Source organism: Chryseobacterium elymi, assembly GCF_003385495.1.
Classification (GTDB): domain Bacteria; phylum Bacteroidota; class Bacteroidia; order Flavobacteriales; family Weeksellaceae; genus Chryseobacterium; species Chryseobacterium elymi.
The window spans coordinates 60159-77436 of record NZ_QNUH01000001.1 but is presented as its reverse complement, the minus strand read 5'-3'; the positions used below and the strand labels follow the sequence as shown (position 1 = coordinate 77436).

General features: G+C 37.1%; 12 protein-coding genes. 5 read left to right on the top strand and 7 right to left on the bottom strand.

Annotated features, from left to right (window positions below):
- Position 1: 1 nt before the first annotated feature.
- From DRF60_RS00315 to DRF60_RS00285, 7 genes are all read right to left on the bottom strand, one after another.
- Positions 2-1237, bottom strand: a complete 1236-nt coding sequence (locus DRF60_RS00315; protein ID WP_116010141.1) for an ABC transporter ATP-binding protein — start codon at positions 1235-1237, stop codon at positions 2-4.
- Between the two features lie 37 nt (positions 1238-1274).
- The gene (locus DRF60_RS00310; protein ID WP_116010140.1) at positions 1275-2120 is read right to left on the bottom strand and encodes an ABC transporter permease; all 846 of its coding nucleotides are present in this window, start codon (positions 2118-2120) and stop codon (positions 1275-1277) included.
- A gap of 270 nt (positions 2121-2390) precedes the next feature.
- Positions 2391-3491 (bottom strand): DegT/DnrJ/EryC1/StrS family aminotransferase, encoded by a 1101-nt coding sequence (locus tag DRF60_RS00305; protein ID WP_116010139.1) that lies wholly within the window; start codon positions 3489-3491, stop codon positions 2391-2393.
- 122 nt (positions 3492-3613) lie between these two features.
- Positions 3614-4024 carry a sugar 3,4-ketoisomerase gene (locus DRF60_RS00300; protein WP_116010138.1) on the bottom strand — a complete coding sequence of 137 codons (411 nt, stop codon included), beginning with the start codon at positions 4022-4024 and terminating at the stop codon, positions 3614-3616.
- Between the two features lie 199 nt (positions 4025-4223).
- Positions 4224-5087 (bottom strand): glucose-1-phosphate thymidylyltransferase RfbA, encoded by an 864-nt coding sequence (rfbA, locus tag DRF60_RS00295; RefSeq protein ID WP_116010516.1) that lies wholly within the window; start codon positions 5085-5087, stop codon positions 4224-4226.
- Between the two features lie 10 nt (positions 5088-5097).
- The gene (gene rfbB / locus DRF60_RS00290; RefSeq protein ID WP_116010137.1) at positions 5098-6177 is read right to left on the bottom strand and encodes a dTDP-glucose 4,6-dehydratase; all 1080 of its coding nucleotides are present in this window, start codon (positions 6175-6177) and stop codon (positions 5098-5100) included.
- Positions 6178-7494, bottom strand: coding sequence for a UDP-glucose dehydrogenase family protein (locus DRF60_RS00285; protein WP_116010136.1), 1317 nt, complete (start codon positions 7492-7494; stop codon positions 6178-6180). It lies immediately after the preceding gene.
- Positions 7495-7710: 216 nt separating this feature from the next.
- On the opposite strand from DRF60_RS00285, the gene rimP reads away from it, so the two are divergent.
- The 5 genes from rimP to DRF60_RS00260 all read left to right on the top strand — a co-directional run bounded on the left by rimP (position 7711) and on the right by DRF60_RS00260 (position 17234).
- On the top strand, positions 7711-8178 hold the full coding sequence (gene rimP, locus DRF60_RS00280; protein WP_116010135.1) for a ribosome assembly cofactor RimP: 468 nt from the start codon (positions 7711-7713) through the stop codon (positions 8176-8178).
- 15 nt (positions 8179-8193) lie between these two features.
- Complete coding sequence (nusA, locus tag DRF60_RS00275; RefSeq protein ID WP_111959002.1) at positions 8194-9429, top strand: transcription termination factor NusA; 1236 nt, start codon at positions 8194-8196, stop codon at positions 9427-9429.
- 76 nt (positions 9430-9505) lie between these two features.
- On the top strand, positions 9506-12448 hold the full coding sequence (gene infB / locus DRF60_RS00270; protein ID WP_116010134.1) for a translation initiation factor IF-2: 2943 nt from the start codon (positions 9506-9508) through the stop codon (positions 12446-12448).
- 549 nt (positions 12449-12997) lie between these two features.
- Positions 12998-15832 carry a SusC/RagA family TonB-linked outer membrane protein gene (locus DRF60_RS00265; RefSeq protein WP_116010133.1) on the top strand — a complete coding sequence of 945 codons (2835 nt, stop codon included), beginning with the start codon at positions 12998-13000 and terminating at the stop codon, positions 15830-15832.
- Positions 15833-15851: 19 nt separating this feature from the next.
- The gene (locus DRF60_RS00260) at positions 15852-17234 is read left to right on the top strand and encodes a RagB/SusD family nutrient uptake outer membrane protein (RefSeq protein WP_116010132.1); all 1383 of its coding nucleotides are present in this window, start codon (positions 15852-15854) and stop codon (positions 17232-17234) included.
- Positions 17235-17278: the final 44 nt, after the last annotated feature.

The window sequence follows — 17278 nt, the reverse complement described above, 5'->3', positions numbered from 1 at the left end:
CTTACATCCATATGACAGGGGGGTGAATAATGCCATTATCCGTATCTCCTGTAAGAAAGTTTTCATGCCCTGTTTCAACGATATTGATCTGTACGCCTCCCTTTATATAATCATAAAGCTCGACTCCCGGAGTATCTAATGCCACAGAAAGTATATAGGTGTTAGGAATAAGCTTATTGCCTTCAATCTGTATAGACAGGCTGTTCTCATGCATGTCATCAAATGTTTTTCTTGTAATAAAAATAACATTTTCAAATTTATCTAAAATGGCAATATTGATGCGTACCCCCTTATCAACGCTTCTGTTGACATAGTCTATATTGATGTTGATATCATCGGTATGGCTGAACTCCATGGTCTCAATATTCCTATTATTGAAAATCTTGACATTATGAATCTGAGCTTTTTTACTGAGGTCTTCAATATACTTAAATTCAGAATTTGGGGATAATTCATGGATGATATAATTTTCCATGACTTTATTTATGCCTCCCTGGTCTGTAACCTTACCGTTTTTCAGTAGGATACCAGTATTGCACAATTGTTTTACGGCAGCCATATTATGGCTCACAAATAAAATGGTTCTTCCTTCTCCTTTGGTAACGTCACCCATTTTTCCAATGCATTTTTTCTGAAAATCGGCATCTCCTACAGCTAAAACCTCGTCAACGATCAGTATTTCAGATTCAAGGTGTGCGGCGACTGCAAATGCAAGACGCACATACATTCCGGAAGAATATCTTTTTACCGGAGTATCTATATACCTTTCCACTCCTGAAAAGGCTACAATCTCATCAAATTTTCTTGCGATTTCTTTTCGGGTCATTCCGAGTATCGCCCCGTTGAGAAAGACATTTTCACGCCCCGTCATTTCAGGGTGAAAACCTGTACCTACTTCCAGTAAAGAAGCAATTCTGCCGTTGGTATATATTTTTCCGGTGGTAGGTTTGGTTACTTTACTTAAAATTTTCAGCAGGGTAGATTTTCCCGCTCCGTTTCTGCCGATGATTCCTACAGCACTTCCTTGCTCAATTTCAAAATCGATATCACGGAGTGACCATACATATTCAGAATCTCCTTTTGTTGTTCTGTCGTTGGCTTCCCCGATTTTTAAATACGGATCTTCCTTACCTCTTACTTTGTGCCAAAACCTGTTCAGGTCGTGAGAAAGCGTACCAGTTCCCACTTGTCCGAGACGGTATTGTTTTGATATATTTTCTGCTTTTAAAGCCAGCATAGTTTAATTGGAATTTAAAATTAATAAAAGATGGTTCCTAAACAGTGTCCATGAAAGTCTTTTCAACCTTATTGAAAACAACAACGCCTATCATCAGAAGGATCAAAATGATCGCTGAGCTGATTCCCAGCATTGCAGGTGAAAAATCTCCGGTACCGATCCATGCGTATTTAAAACATTCAAAAATGCCCGTCAGCGGATTATAGTAAGCCAGCTTTCTGAAAACACCCTGTAATGCAGATACCGGATAAATTACCGGAGTTGTGTACATATACAGACTTATTCCGAAGCCCAACAACATGCTGAGGTCTTTATATTTGGTAGTAAGTGAAGAAAAAATCATTCCGACCCCTAAAGCGAAAAAAGCCATCAGGACTATAAGGAATGGTGTGGCAAGAACCCAGATGTTGGGATGGACTTCTCCTTTTGTGAAGTAATATATCCAGACCAAGATGAATAAAAGGAATTGTACTCCAAAGCGCATCAAATTGGATAGTACGATTGATAAAGGAGTGACAAGTCTTGGGAAATAAACTTTTCCAAAAATACCAGCATTCCCGGCAAATGTATTAGACGTTGCAATAAGTGAGGTTGAAAAATAATTCCAAAGGGTAACCCCTGCAAGGTAAAATAGGAGAGGAGGCCCATCCGTAGGAAGCTTGGCTATTCTGCCGAAAATAACCAAATATACTATCGTGGTCAAAATAGGGTTAATAAAAAACCAGACCGGGCCCAGTACAGTTTGTTTAAAGCTGGAAACAAAGTCTCTTTTAACAAACATATAGACCAGATCTTTATATCTCCAGACCTCTTTAAGTTTTAGGTCAAATAAAGAATGATCGGCATCAATCGTTTCTGTCCACTTCTGCTGTGGTTCATTCATTTGTGTAAGTTTTTGCAAATTTAAAATATTTAATTCTTATTTAGCATTTTCAATTAGTGAATAATTATTCACATAAATCCGAAACCAACAACTAATATATTAATATTTGTTATTATGAACAAAAAACTATTAGCCATAAAGCTAATAGTTCTTGAAATTTATAATAAGAATCTTATTTGTTGACGAATCGTTTAGAATATTCATTGAAAAGTTTTTTACCTAAAATAGATTTGAAGCTAATTATAGTTAATTTCTTTAGTTTAGTTTAGTTTAGAAAGCGTTAACAGCTTTTATAATAGTCTGGATCTCTTCCTCTTCCAAAACAGAAGAAATCGGAAGGCTTAATACTTCATCATGCATTTTCTCCGTAATGGGAAATGAGAAATGACCGTACTCTTTATATGCTTCCTGCTTGTGAGGTGGAATAGGATAGTGAATAATAGTGCTGATGCCTTTTTCCGTAAGATACCTCTGAAGCTCATCTCTTTTTTCTGTTCTTATTACAAAAACATGCCATACATGCTCGTTTTCGTCAGCCGGATTTTCAGGAAGGATGATCTTAGGATTGTTGATTTCAGAGATGAATCTTTTAGCGATTTCTCTTCGGGTACCGTTTTCGTGGCCGATATATTTCAGCTTCACATCCAAAACAGCGGCCTGAATTTCATCGAGTCTGGAATTTAATCCCTTATAAATGTTAACATACTTCTGGTTTGAACCATAGTTGGCTATAGCACGTATAGCCTCGAATAATTCTTTGTCATTCGTAGTTACGGCTCCAGCATCACCTAAAGCCCCAAGATTTTTTCCGGGATAAAAACTGAAACCCGCAGCATCTCCAAGGTTTCCTGATTTAATACCGTTCCATTCTGCGCCTATCGCCTGTGCATTATCTTCTACGATCTTTAGATTGTACTTTGATGCGGTACTTTTCAGCTCTTCAGAAAAAACAATTCTCCCCTGAAGATGAACAATGAGTATAGCTTTTGTTTTCTGTGTTATTTTTTCTTCAATTTTTGAAATATCAATATTATACGTATTGATGTCTGGTTCTACAAATACCGGTATAAGTCCGTTATCTGATAAAGCCAGAACCGAAGCAATATAAGTGTTGGCAGGGACGAGAACTTCGTCACCGGCTTTCATAATGCCTAATTCAATATAGGCACGGAAGATAAGTCGCAGGGCATCCAGCCCGTTGGCTACTCCTAAAGCGTATTCTGAGCCGATATATGAGGCAAGATTAGTCTCGAAATTTTTAAGTTCGCTTCCCAGCAAATACCAGCCGCTGCGGAAAACACTTAAAAGCTTATTTTCAATTTCCTCCTGATATTTAAGGTTTATTTTTTTTAAATCTAAAAAGTTAATCATTTTTCGTAACCGTTTTTTTATTTTCAAAGCCTCACCTCCCGGGTATATTTCATAGAAATTCTAAGGGCAGTAGGTAATCGCTTTTTCACTAATATATACGTTCCTATATTGGGTTTCGTATATTATTTAGCTGTTGTCTTTTTAAATTCTTCATAATCTCTGAAGTAATCTGCTTCATCATATACTTCTGAAGCCAGACATAGTAGCACTGCATTATGGGAAAACTGAATGTCTCGCCATACGAGTTTGGGAATATATAAGCCTTTTGAAGGATGATCTAAAGTAAAAACTTCTTTACGGCCATCTTTATCCTCAGTATTAAAGGTAATGGTTCCTGAAACAGCAAATATGAACTGCTGCAACGCCCTATGGGCATGCCCTCCTCTCGTTACATCATGAGGTGTATAATATGTCCAGTAGACACGTTTTATCTCAAAAGGAATATTTTTCTGAGTCTCCGCTATGGTAATATAGCCCAGATGTGATGATCCTATTTTATCGAATGTAATGATGTGCGGTTTATTGTATTCCATTAATGTTATAAAAATTCTTTAAGCCCTCAAAGTTAATTATAAAATTACTATCGGAGTACAGCCTGTTAATATTATGTAATTATGTATAAAAAAATACATCAATAATTATTCTGGATTAAGGAAAAGCATAAGATAATATTCCATTAAAAAACTATTGGCTTTATAGTCAATAGTTGTTAAAATTCAGAATCTAATAATATTATTTTCTTACAAGTTTCTTAAGGTATTCGCCATAACCGCTTTTGCCATATTTTTCAGCAGTTTCAAGCAATTTTTCTTCGTTGATAAATTTATTACGGAAGGCAATTTCTTCAATACAGCCTATTTTGAAACCCTGTCTTTTTTCAATAACACTTACAAATTCAGAAGCGTCATTCAGGGAATCAAAAGTTCCGGTGTCAAGCCATGCGGTGCCTCTGTCCAAAACACCTACTTCAAGTTTGCCTTTATTTAAATAAACATTGTTAACATCCGTAATTTCAAGTTCCCCTCTTGCGGAAGGCTTAATGTTTTTTGCGATCTCCACTACCTCGTTGTCGTAGAAATATAAGCCGGGAACTGCATAATTTGATTTCGGGTTTAAAGGTTTTTCCTCAATAGAAACAGCTTTAAAATGATCATCAAATTCTACAACACCGTATCTTTCGGGATCAGAAACATGATAGGCGAAAACCACTCCGCCATCCGGATTGGTTTTGTTCTTCAGCAAAGTGCCCATTTCAGAACCATAGAAAATATTGTCTCCTAAAACCAATGCAACAGGGTCATTGCCAATAAACTTATCACCTAAAATAAAGGCCTGTGCCAGTCCGTCCGGGCTTGGCTGTACAACATATTCTATATTACAGCCTATCTGAGATCCATCACCTAAAAGTTTGATAAATCCTGCTTGGTCATGAGGAGTTGTAATGATCAGAATATCTTTAATCCCAGCCAGCAACAAAGTTGAAAGAGGGTAATAGATCATTGGTTTGTCGTAAACAGGCATTAACTGTTTACTTACTGCAATGGTAAGAGGGTAAAGTCGTGTCCCGGATCCTCCGGCTAATATAATGCCTTTCATCTTTTGTGTGTTAATTATATTGATTTTCGTAGTATTTCTGATAATCGCCACTGGTAACGTTTTCCAGCCACTCTTTATTTTCAAGATACCAATCGATAGTTTTTGAAAGTCCTTCCTCAAAAGTCACAGATGGTTTCCAGCCTAGATCTTTATTAAGTTTAGTCGCATCAATAGCATAACGCTTATCGTGTCCCGGTCTGTCTTTTACGAAAGTGATTAATTTTTCAGAATGACCTTCCGGTTTTCCTAACTTCAAATCCATTTGCTTGATCAATTCTTTCACCAAATCAATATTCTGCCACTCGTTGAATCCTCCGATATTATAAGTCTCGCCGGTTTTAGCTTCATTAAAGATCTGGTGAATGCCTTTTGCGTGATCTATTACAAATAACCAGTCTCTTGTATATTTCCCGTCACCGTAAATTGGCAGTGGCCTTTCATTAATAATATTTGAAATACACAGAGGAATTAATTTTTCAGGAAAATGATTCGGGCCATAATTGTTGGAGCAGTTAGATATGATGAATGGCATTCCGTAAGTATTTCCATAAGCTCTTACCAGGTGGTCAGACGCTGCTTTTGAAGCTGAATATGGAGATTGTGGATCATAAGCGGTCGTTTCCAAAAAGAATCCTGTTTCGCCAAGACTTCCGTATACTTCATCCGTAGAAACGTGATAGAATAAATTATTTCTTTTCTCATCAGGAAACCTGCCATGCGTGTGATCCGGGTTTAGGGTCCAAAATTCCTTACATAGATTAAGAAGATTGGCGGTTCCGTTCACATTGGTATTAATAAATGCCATTGGGTCTGTAATACTTCTGTCTACGTGACTTTCTGCCGCCAGATGCACTACAGCATCGGGATTGTATTTTTCGAATACTTTTCTTAATTCTTCGGGTTTTGTAATGTCTGCTTTTTCGAAAACGTAATTAGGCTCATTTTCAATATCCTTTAGATTTTCCAGATTTCCTGCGTAAGTAAGGGCGTCCAGATTAATGATCGTTGTGTCCGGATTATTTTTCACGAACTCTCTTACAACGTGAGAGCCTATAAATCCTGCTCCTCCGGTAATAATTATATTTTTCATCTATTTATTTTCTATGGTCTTTCTTCCGATGCTTTTGTAATGAAATCCATTCTGTTCAGGAATTTCCAGTGGATACATATTTCTTCCGTCAAAAATGACTTTGTTTTTCATTTTTTTAGCCATCAATTCAAAATTAGGATTTTTAAACTCAGGCCATTCCGTAGCTATGAATAAAGCATCTGCATCTTCAAGAGCATCATACATTCCCTTTGCATAATGTATCTTATCACCAAGAAGTTTCTGTACATTACTTTCTGCTACCGCATCATACGCAGCAATTTCTGCGCCTTTCTCTAATAAAAGAGCAATATTGTCCAAAGAAGATGCTTCACGGATATCATCTGTGTTAGCCTTAAATGCCAGGCCCCACATGGCAATTTTCTTTCCACTGATATTTCCTCCGAAGTATTTTTCAATCTCTGAAACCAGAATTACTTTTTGTGAAGTATTTACTTTTTCAGTAGCCTCAAGGATCTGGAAATTGAAATCCTCCTGTATTCCGGATTTGATAAGGGCTTTTACATCTTTAGGGAAACAGCTTCCGCCATATCCGATACCTGGAAATAAAAAACGGTGTCCTATTCTGTCATCACTTCCCATCCCAAGTCTCACTTTATCTACATCAGCACCTACTTTCTCACAGTAATTGGCAATTTCATTCATAAAAGTGATTTTTACGGCAAGGAATGAGTTGGCGGCATATTTCGTAAGCTCCGATGATTTTTCATCCATAAAGATGATCGGAATTCCTGTATTGGTAAATGGCTGATAAATCTGAGCCATAATATTTTTTGCTTTTTCAGAGCTGGCACCCACAACGACCCTTGAAGGATTCATGGAGTCTTCCACGGCAAACCCTTCTCTTAAAAATTCGGGATTGGAAACTACATCAAAAGGGATGTTCGTTTTAGAAGCAATTACTTCTCTTACTTTATCCGCGGTTCCTACGGGAACAGTACTTTTATTTACAATGACCTTATATTCTGTCATCATTTCTCCAATATTATTGGCAACCTGGATGACATATGAAAGATCTGCAGAGCCGTCCTCTCCCGGCGGCGTTGGCAGTGCGAGGTATATGACTTCGCTTTTGTCTAAAGCTTCCTTAAGATTGGTAGTGAAAAATAATCTTTCGGATTGAATGTTTCTAAGAAACATCTCTTCAAGGTTCGGCTCATAGATGGGAACAATGCCGTTTTTCATACCTTCTACTTTCTTTTCATCAATATCAACACAGTATACTGAATTGCCAAGCTCTGCCAGGGTAGTACCTGTAACCAGCCCTACATAACCTGTTCCTACAATTGTTATATTCAAAATGTATGTTTTTAAATTTCAGGACAAAAATAATAAAAATACTTTCACCTGCCTGTTTAATTTACCTTAATCAAAATTTTAAGGTATTTACTTGATAATTAAGCAGATTTTGCTTTTTTAGAAAAAATGCGTATATTTGCAGTGGATTTACGGGAAAAATGGGAAGGCTTCGGAAGAAAGCCTTTTTTCGTACTGGTAAATCAAGATAATTAATGTATGGAGTTTAGAAAAAGAATTGAAGAATTATTAAATGAATTCCTTGAGACCAGAAAGGATTTATTTCTTGTTGATCTGAAAATTTCTGCAGGAGATGATATCACTGTGATCTTGGATGGTGATAATGGGGTGACTCTTCAGGACTGCCTTGATGCAAGCCGTGCGATAGAGTTTAACATGGATCGTGAGGAACACGATTTCAGCCTTCAGGTAATGTCTGCGGGACTAAGTGAGCCGCTTTCCGCTCCGAGACAGTTCAGGAAAAATTTAGGAAGGGAAATAGAAGTGTTGCTGAATGATTCTTCTAAAATTGAAGGAGAGCTGGTAAAAGTGGATGATGAAAAGATTACACTTGTTTTACGCTACCGAAAGCCGAAAGAGATCGGGAAAGGGAAAGTGGATGTGGAGGAGGAAAAAGAAATTCCTTACTCTGAGATAAAAAAAGCGTTAGTAATAATTAAATTTTAAAAGAAAAAAAAATAGATGGATAATATAGCGTTGATTGAATCCTTTGGTGATTTTAAAGACGAAAAAGGGATCAGTAAGATTGATCTTATGGCAATTATTGAAGATTCACTGAAGACCCTTTTGAGAAAAAGATTCGATTCAGATGATCATTTTGATGTAATTGTGAACCCTGATAAAGGAGATTTTCAGATATTTTTAAATAAAACGATTGTAGAGGACGAGATGTCTGAAGATGACGATCTGGAAATTGAGCTTTCTGAAGCTAAAAAGATTGACCCTACTTTTGAAGTAGGTGAAGACTTTACAATGGAAATTCCTGTTGCCCAATTGGGTAGAAGAAATATTCTTACCTTAAAGCAGATCCTGGCTACAAAACTTCAGGAACATAATAATGCAATGCTTTATGAGCAGTTCAGAGATAAAATTGGGGAAATTGTTATTGGAGAGATCCACCACATCCGTCACAAACATGTGATCTTATTGGATGATGAGGAGAACGAATTCATTCTGCCAAAAGAAAACCAGATCCCGTCCGACTTCTTTAAAAAGGGAGAAAATATCAGAGCTATTGTTGAGACAGTAGATTTTAAAGGTTCAAAACCTCAAATTATTATTTCCAGAACTGCACCTAAATTCCTAGAGAAATTACTGGAGCTGGAAATTCCTGAAATCCAGGACGGAACGATCATGCTTAAAAAAGTAGTAAGAATTCCTGGTGAGAAGGCGAAGATTGCAGTAGATGCTTATGATGACAGAATAGATCCTGTAGGTGCTTGTGTGGGAGTGAAAGGATCCAGAATTCATGGGGTTGTAAGAGAGTTGAGAAATGAAAACATCGACGTGATTCAGTGGTCTAAAAATCCTGAAATCATGGTGAAGAGAGCTTTAGGAAATGTTACCATCAACAAAATTGATATCAACGAGGATGCAAACTATGCGCTGGTTTATACTCCTGTTGAAGAGATTTCCAAAGTGATCGGAAAACAAGGACAGAATATCAGGCTGGCTTCTTGGCTATCCGGATATGAAATAGATGTTTATAGAGAATCCAGCGAGGATGACGATGTTGATTTGAGAGAATTTAATGACGATATTGAGCAGTGGATTTTAGATGAATTTAAGAAAGTAGGTCTTACTACTGCGAAATCAGTACTGGATAAGGATACCGAAAGTCTTCTGAATATGGTAGATCTTGAAGAAGAAACCATCGAAGATGTAAAACGTATTCTGAGAGAAGAATTTGAAGATTAAGATTTTAATGAATTTTAATAAACAGTAAAAAAGAAATACTTTAATTTTAAGAATTAAAAAATAGTAAATAATATAGATGCCAAAAATAAGATTAAATAAAGCGGTTAAGGAATTCAATATTTCGATGTCCAGATTAGTAGAGTTTTTACAGTCAAAGGATTTCGAGGTTGAAAACAATCCTAACGCTCAATTAGAAGAAGCGGCATATTCTGCATTGGAGGCTGAGTTTGCCAAAGACGGTGAACAGAGAAAGGCTTCCCATGAGGTGGTGATCACTAAAATTCCGGAAGAAAAACTGGAAATTGAAGAAAAGAAAACCCCTGAAGTAATAAGAGCTAAAGCAAATAAACCGGAAACTAAAATTTTAGGTAAAATAGATCTTGAATCTAAAACTCCTGAAGTTGAAGAAACTCCCGCGGCGCCAGTACCTGTAGCAGCACCGGTTGAAGAAAAGAAAGAAGAAGTTGTGGCTGAGCCGGAAGTTAAAGCAGCTCCTGAAAAACAGGAATTCAAAGTTCTGGATAAAATCGATCTGTCCCAAATAGAATCCAGAAATAGACCTGTAAAAAAAGATAAACCCAAAATGGAGGAGAAAAAAGAAGAGGAAAAACCGGCAGAACCTGTGAAAGAAACTCCAAAGCAGCCTGAGCCTGCTGAAAATAAGGCAGAGCCTCAAAAGCCGGCTGAGTCTGAATCTCAGGAGCCTCAAAAAATAGAAACTGTTTATCAGAAGCTCGACGGCCCTAAGATTGTTGGTGAAAAGATTGACCTGACACAGTTTGCACCAAAACCGGGTTCGGGGGCTAAGAAGAAAAGAAAGAGAATTGAAAAACCCGGAGGGCCAAATCAACAAGGCCAGGGGAACAATCAAAACTCAGGAAATAATAACAATAACCAAGGAGGCCAGGGTAATCGTCCTCAAGGTCCGGGAGGAAACCGTCCTCCAGGACAGGGTGGTCCAGGAGGTAACCGTCCTCCAGGCCAAGGAGGTCCGGGAGGAAACCGCTTTGGAAATAATCAAGGGAACCGTCCACCAGGTCAGGGAGGCGGATTCAAAAAAGGTCCAGGTGGAAATAGCAACAGGCCAGGACAGAGAACTATGCCTGTTGAGCTTACCGACGAACAGGTTAAAAACCAGATCAAGGAAACCCTTGAAAAATTAACCAATAAAGGAGGCAAATCCAAATCTGCTAAACACAGAAAAGATAAAAGAACTTACCGTAGAGAGCAGGATGAGCGTCAGCAGGAAATCGATGCTCAGGACAGATCATTAAAAGTTACCGAATTTATCACAGTAGGTGAATTGGCTAGTTTAATGAATGTTTCTCCAACAGAAGTTATTTCTGCTTGTTTCTCTTTAGGGGTAATGGTAACAATGAACCAAAGACTTGAAGCTGATACTTTGTTATTAGTTGCAGATGAATTTGGTTATAAAATAGAGTTCTCGGATGCTGACCTTGAAGAGGTAGAATCTGAAGAGGATATGGATACTGAGGAAGATCTTTCTTCAAGAGCACCAATTGTAACGGTAATGGGTCACGTTGATCACGGTAAGACATCTTTACTTGATTACATCAGAAAAACCAACGTTATTGCTGGTGAGTCAGGAGGTATTACCCAGCACATTGGAGCCTATAACGTAAAATTAGAAAACGGACAAAGAATTACATTCTTAGATACACCGGGTCACGAAGCGTTTACCGCGATGAGAGCCAGAGGTGCTCAAATTACCGATATTGCAATTATTGTAATTGCTGCCGATGATGATGTAATGCCTCAAACGAGAGAAGCAATTTCTCACGCACAGGCTGCAGGAGTACCAATGATCATTGCCTTAAATAAAGTGGACAGACCAAATGCTAATCCTGATAATATCCGTCAGCAACTTTCGGGAATGAATATCCTGGTAGAAGAATGGGGTGGAAGCGTTCAGGCGCAGGAAATTTCTGCGAAGTTTGGTAATAATATGGATGTTCTTTTGGAAAAAGTATTACTTCAGGCAGAAATGCTTGACCTTAAAGCTAATCCTGACAGAGCAGCTCAAGGAGTTGTTATTGAAGCTTCACTTGACAAAGGAAGAGGGTATGTTGCTACCATGTTGGTACAGACCGGAACCTTGAGGGTGGGAGATTATGTAGTGGCAGGTAAGAACCACGGTAAGGTAAAAGCTATGCTTGATGAAAGAGGCAGAAACCTTAAAGAAGCCGGTCCTTCAATTCCTGTTACGATCTTAGGTCTTGACGGAGCACCAACAGCCGGTGATAAATTTAAGGTATATGCAGATGAAAGTGAAGCTAAAACAATTGCCAATAAGAGAGAACAGTTACAAAGAGAACTTTCAATAAGAACTAAGAAGCATACTACACTTGAAGAACTTGGAAGAAGAATTGCTTTAGGTGAATTTAAAGAACTGAATATTATCCTTAAAGGTGACGTGGATGGTTCCGTAGAAGCATTATCTGATCAGTTACAGAGATTATCTACAGCAGAAATCAACGTTAATATCCTACATAAAGGGGTTGGACAGATCACTGAATCTGATGTTAACTTAGCAACCGCTTCTGACGCCATTATTATCGGATTTAATGTTAGAGCCGGTGCTAATGCTAAAGAATTGGCTGATAAGGAAGAAATCGAGATCAGAACATATTCAGTAATATATGCTGCTATTGATGAGGTTAAAGAAGCAATGGAAGGAATGCTTTCTCCTGAGATCAAAGAACAGGTAATTGGTAATGTTGAAATCAGAGAGGTATTCAAAATCTCTAAAGTAGGTACCATTGCCGGATGTATGGTTCTTTCAGGAAAAGTAACCAGACAGTCTAAGGTAAGGGTATTAAGAGATGGTATCGTTAAATTTGATGGGGAGCTGGAAAGCTTAAAACGTTTCAAAGATGATGTGAGAGAAGTAACCAAAGGTTACGAATGTGGATTGAACCTAAAAGGTTATAACGATATTGAGGTCGGAGATATTCTTGAAGTTTACGAACAGGTAGCTGTTAAGAAGAAACTGAAATAATAGTTAATTAATCATAAAATTTGAAACCACTTTTTTCGAAAAGTGGTTTTTTTTGTTGATGGTAATATAATTCGCCTGATATAGGCGAATTAAGGGTAGCTAATATGTGTATACTAAAAAGGCATTAATAAAATTAAAGCTTTTAATTAATGATGTAAACTTGATAAATGTTATTCATAGAGTAATAGTTGGGTTATGATGTATTGAATCAATATCTTTAACTTATAAGCTTGTTAATTAAATTGTTAATTATAAATGCATGAAAACCACTTTTTTATAAGATTTATCATTTGATATATTATTAAAATTTAATTTATAATTATTATAAATAATATTTTTCATATTGGTAATAATTTGTTAAAAAAGACAAAATGAATAAAAAAAATATATTTTATACAAATAAGATAAATATTATTATTTAATCCATATTATTTCAAAGATTATGAGCAGAACAATTAACTAACAGTTGTTAATACCGCTGTCAATACACTTGTGAGTGTTAATATTTATTAACATATTTGCGAATTAAATATATTAAAATTTGTTAATATGAATGTTAAACTACGTGTATTAAGTGCTGGAGCTTTGTTTTTCTTAGGACAGGCTGCTTTTGCACAAACGACGAAAAAGGACACAGCATCTACTACTCAGATTGACGAAGTAGTAATGGTTGGATTCGGACAAAAAAAAGCTGTTTCAGAAATGACAGGTTCTACGTCTACAATGAAAGCAAAAGCTATTGAGGATATTCCTGTTGCGTCGGTAGATAAAATGTTACAGGGACGAGTAACCGGTGTTCAGACAGGTTCATCTTCAGGACAACCTGGAGGTTTTGCTTCTGTAAGAGTAAGAGGAGTAGCTTCCATTAATGGAGGTGTTTCTCCAATTTATATTGTTGATGGAGTGAGAGTTTCGTCAGGTGACCTTACAGGAAATAGTGTTACTGCGAACATCCTTGCTAACATGAACCCTGATGATATTGAAAGTGTAACCGTTCTTAAAGATGCGGTTTCTACAGCTGTGTATGGAGCAGATGCTGGTGCTGGTGTTATCATTATTACCACTAAATCAGGTAAAAAAGGGAAACCTAGATTTAATGTTAGCTTTAATCATGGTGTAAGTGACAGAGCTGTTGAAGGACATAGAGGATTGAGTGCGTCAGAGTATCAGGATCTTGTTGCAAACCAGTTGTTGAACAGGCTGCCTTCTCTTGGGACAGTTGAGGCGGCAACAAATTTTCTGAAAAATGGAAATGCAGGTTCAGGAGTGGCAGCGATTTACAGATTAGGAGGAGATACAGACTGGAGAAAAGAATTGTCTCATAATGGAGGTGCTTATGTACAAGGTGCTGATATCAGTATGTCCGGAGGAAATGACCAGATTTCTTACTACAATTCCATTAACTATTTCGATCAGAACAGTATTGTAAAGAATTCTTATTTCAACAGATTGACTTTTACGAATAAATTAGATGTAAAAGCAACAGATAAATTCAGATTTGGGACTAACTTGCAGTTTTCTTACAGTAAAATCAGCACACTTGCAAACGGGGGAGGATTTGCGAACCCTATTCTAAGTGAATATTTCTTAAGACCTACTGATCCGGTACGTAACGCAGATGGAACGTATTATTGGGGAGGAAACGGAAGGATGTCCAATGGATTATTCAACACTGCAGCTTTACTTGATTTAAATTCACAGGTAGGAAAAACAGCGAGGATCTTTGGTAATATGTATGCTGAATACGACATTCTTAAAAACTTAAAATACAGATTCGTTTTTGCTCCTGAATATATCACACTTGAAGAGGATGAATACAGAAGCCCTGTACATGGTGATGGAACGAACTATAATGGATTAAATGTTGCAGGATCAAGAAGATATTTTAACTTTAACGTTCAGAATATTTTAAGTTATAACTTTAGACTGGCTGACAAACATAATTTTGACTTCTCGGCAATTCAGGAAGCTTATAAATCTGATTTCAGGAATCTTACTGCATCAGCATCATCGGTAGGATCTCTAGGCCTTAGAACGATCACTAATTTTGTGAAAATGCAATCAATTGCGGGGACAAAAGTTGAAACCAGCAGATATGGTTATGCGTTAACAGGTCACTATGATTTTGATAAATTAGTTTTATTAGATTTATCATATAGAAGAGATGTATTGTCACGTTTTACACCTGGGCAGAAAGGAGGAAACTTTTGGTCAGCAGGTTTAGGAGTTGACCTTGCAAGACTTGACTTTATGAAAAATATAGATGCGATCTCTACCCTGAAATTTAGAGCGTCTTATGGGAAAGTAGGTAATCAGATTACTGCTATCCCGTATGCATTATTTGCCTACTCAACAAATTACAATGATCTAGCAGCAGCTACTTATTCTGGAATATACAATCCTAATCTGAAATGGGAAACTATCAAACCTTTCAACGTAGGATTTGATTTCGGATTCTTCAAAAACAGATTAACTGTTTCCGCAGATTATTATAACAAAAAAACAGAAGATTTAATTTATAACATTCCGTTATCATCAGCTCAGGGGCTTGCCAGCTATGTTGATAATATCGGAACACTTGTTAACAGAGGTTTTGAGTTTGCTGTGAATGCAGATATTTTCAAAGGAGGCAGAGATCAGTTTAATTTAAGCATTGGGGCAAACCTAAGTACTTTGCATAACGAGATTACTTCATTATATGGAGGAGATGTTAATACGGCACTACAGACGACCAGAGTAGGAGAAGGTGCAAGAACATGGTACCTTAGAAAATGGGCTGGAGTAGATCCTTCAAATGGAGATCCGCTGTGGTATATCAACGGAGTTGATGGAGAAACTACCAATAATTATAATATAGCTAAGCAGGCTGTTCAGGGAAGTTTCTTAAGTACAATATTCGGTGGAGGTAACATCAGTATGTCTTACAAAGGAATCGGGCTTGATGCACAGTTAACTTATGGATTCGGAGGTAAAATCTATGACAACTGGGCTAACTATACAATGAGTGATGGACAGTATACTGCCAACTATTCTGGATATGCAGACCAGCTGGATTACTGGACGCCAACTAATACTGATGCAGCTAATCCAAAGCCGATTTTTGGTCTTGGAAATAAACGTGCCAACCAGGCTTCTACTAGATTCTTATATGACAGTGATTATTTAAGATTAAGTAACGCTAGACTTTCATATGCATTTACAAGAGAGTTCCTAAACGGTTCAGGACTTAATTCAGTACAGATCTTTGTAATGGGTACCAATATGTGGACGCATACATTTGATAAGAGACTTAAACTGGATCCGGAAATTAACCTAGACGGAACTTCTAACCTGAATTTACCAATTATGAGAACGTACAGCATCGGTGTTAATATTGGTTTTTAATAAATAAATAAAAAATATTATGAAAATAAATATTCTAAAAGCTGCTGTCGTGGCAGTCGGAGTATCAATAGCTACAGTTTCTTGTAGTGATGATTTCGTAGAAACAAAATTTTATCAAGATGTAGAACAGGCACCTTTAACAAGTTTAACTGAAGTGCAGTCATTTGTAAGAGGGATGTATACTTCAATGAGAGCTCCTAGTTATTACGGAAGAGATTATGGATTATTTGCGGAAATAAGATCAGATGAAATGTATAGTAATGGTGCTGCTGGATATTACAATACAGTAAATAACTATAGCATGACATCAGCTGATGCTTATGCAAGAGATACGTACAGACAGATTTATACAGCTGTTGCCAAAGCTAATATTCTGATTGGTACGGATCCTAATGGTATCAAAGGAACGGTAGATGAAAAAGAGGCAGTAAAATACCATATTGGTCAGGCATATGCTATGAGAGCATTTTTCTTCTTTGACCTACTAAAACTTTATGGTCAGAAATATTCAGGAGGAACTCTGGGTATTGTAACCCCTTTGAAATATGATCCTAAAGCAATGCAGGCAAGAGGAACTATTGCTGAAAATGAAGCACAGATTGAATCAGATTTTAATGCAGGTCTTGCTATGATGGAAGCTAACAGTAGTAGTTTTGGGGAAGGCCCGTCCGGATCTGTAGATGTAACTATTAATGCTGTTAAAGCTTTAATGAGTAGATATTATCTTTACAAAGGTGACTACGCGAAAGTAAGAACGCTTGTTAATGATATTGTAGCTTCTAACGAATTTAATGTTATTCCAGCATCTTCATATGTTAGCTCTTGGAAGTTTCCACAACAAAATAACAGTGTTTTTGAGCTTGCTGTAGGAGTTGCAGGGTCAAACAGTACTGATTCATGGGGATACATGTTTAATTATAACGGATATTCTAATACTGTAATGAGTGAAGACTTATTTGCTGAGTATGCTCCAAATGATGTTAGAAAAAATGCTTCAATGATCCAGTTTGATGAAGAGTATTATCTTAATGGAAAGTATCCAAATCTGGAAGGAACAGATAACATTAAGATCGTAAGATACGAAGAGGTTATTCTGAATGGTGTTGAAGCTGAACTAAACGGTGGCAGTGCTGCTAAAGCGCTTCAATACTATAATATGATTCTTGTAAACAGGGGGCTTCCTGCTGCAGGAACTGTTACTATGGCTGACCTTAAGCTTGAAAGAGCTAAAGAATTGGTTGGAGAAGGATTGAGACTGTGGGATCTATTGAGATGGGGAGATCCTGTACCAAGGCCTTCAGGTGCTAGTACAAGCCCTCTTCTGACATCGTTCCCTATTCCTAGAGTAGAAACAGATATTGCTGGAACTCTTGTAAAACCTAACCCTGGTTACGATAACTAAGAAAAATTTAACAAAAAAGCCTGTTCATACAGGCTTTTTTACAT

Excerpts from the sequence above, each read along its gene's own strand:
- rfbB (WP_116010137.1), bottom strand. The coding sequence starts at position 6,177 with ATGAAAAATATAATTATTACCGGAGGAGCAGGATTTATAGGCTCTCAC.
- nusA (WP_111959002.1), top strand. The coding sequence starts at position 8,194 with ATGGATAATATAGCGTTGATTGAATCCTTTGGTGATTTTAAAGACGAA.
- infB (WP_116010134.1), top strand. The coding sequence starts at position 9,506 with ATGCCAAAAATAAGATTAAATAAAGCGGTTAAGGAATTCAATATTTCG.
- DRF60_RS00265 (WP_116010133.1), top strand. The coding sequence starts at position 12,998 with ATGAATGTTAAACTACGTGTATTAAGTGCTGGAGCTTTGTTTTTCTTA.
- rimP (WP_116010135.1), top strand. The coding sequence starts at position 7,711 with ATGGAGTTTAGAAAAAGAATTGAAGAATTATTAAATGAATTCCTTGAG.
- DRF60_RS00260 (WP_116010132.1), top strand. The coding sequence starts at position 15,852 with ATGAAAATAAATATTCTAAAAGCTGCTGTCGTGGCAGTCGGAGTATCA.
- DRF60_RS00310 (WP_116010140.1), bottom strand. The coding sequence starts at position 2,120 with ATGAATGAACCACAGCAGAAGTGGACAGAAACGATTGATGCCGATCAT.
- DRF60_RS00305 (WP_116010139.1), bottom strand. The coding sequence starts at position 3,491 with ATGATTAACTTTTTAGATTTAAAAAAAATAAACCTTAAATATCAGGAG.
- rfbA (WP_116010516.1), bottom strand. The coding sequence starts at position 5,087 with ATGAAAGGCATTATATTAGCCGGAGGATCCGGGACACGACTTTACCCT.
- DRF60_RS00315 (WP_116010141.1), bottom strand. The coding sequence starts at position 1,237 with ATGCTGGCTTTAAAAGCAGAAAATATATCAAAACAATACCGTCTCGGA.
- DRF60_RS00300 (WP_116010138.1), bottom strand. The coding sequence starts at position 4,024 with ATGGAATACAATAAACCGCACATCATTACATTCGATAAAATAGGATCA.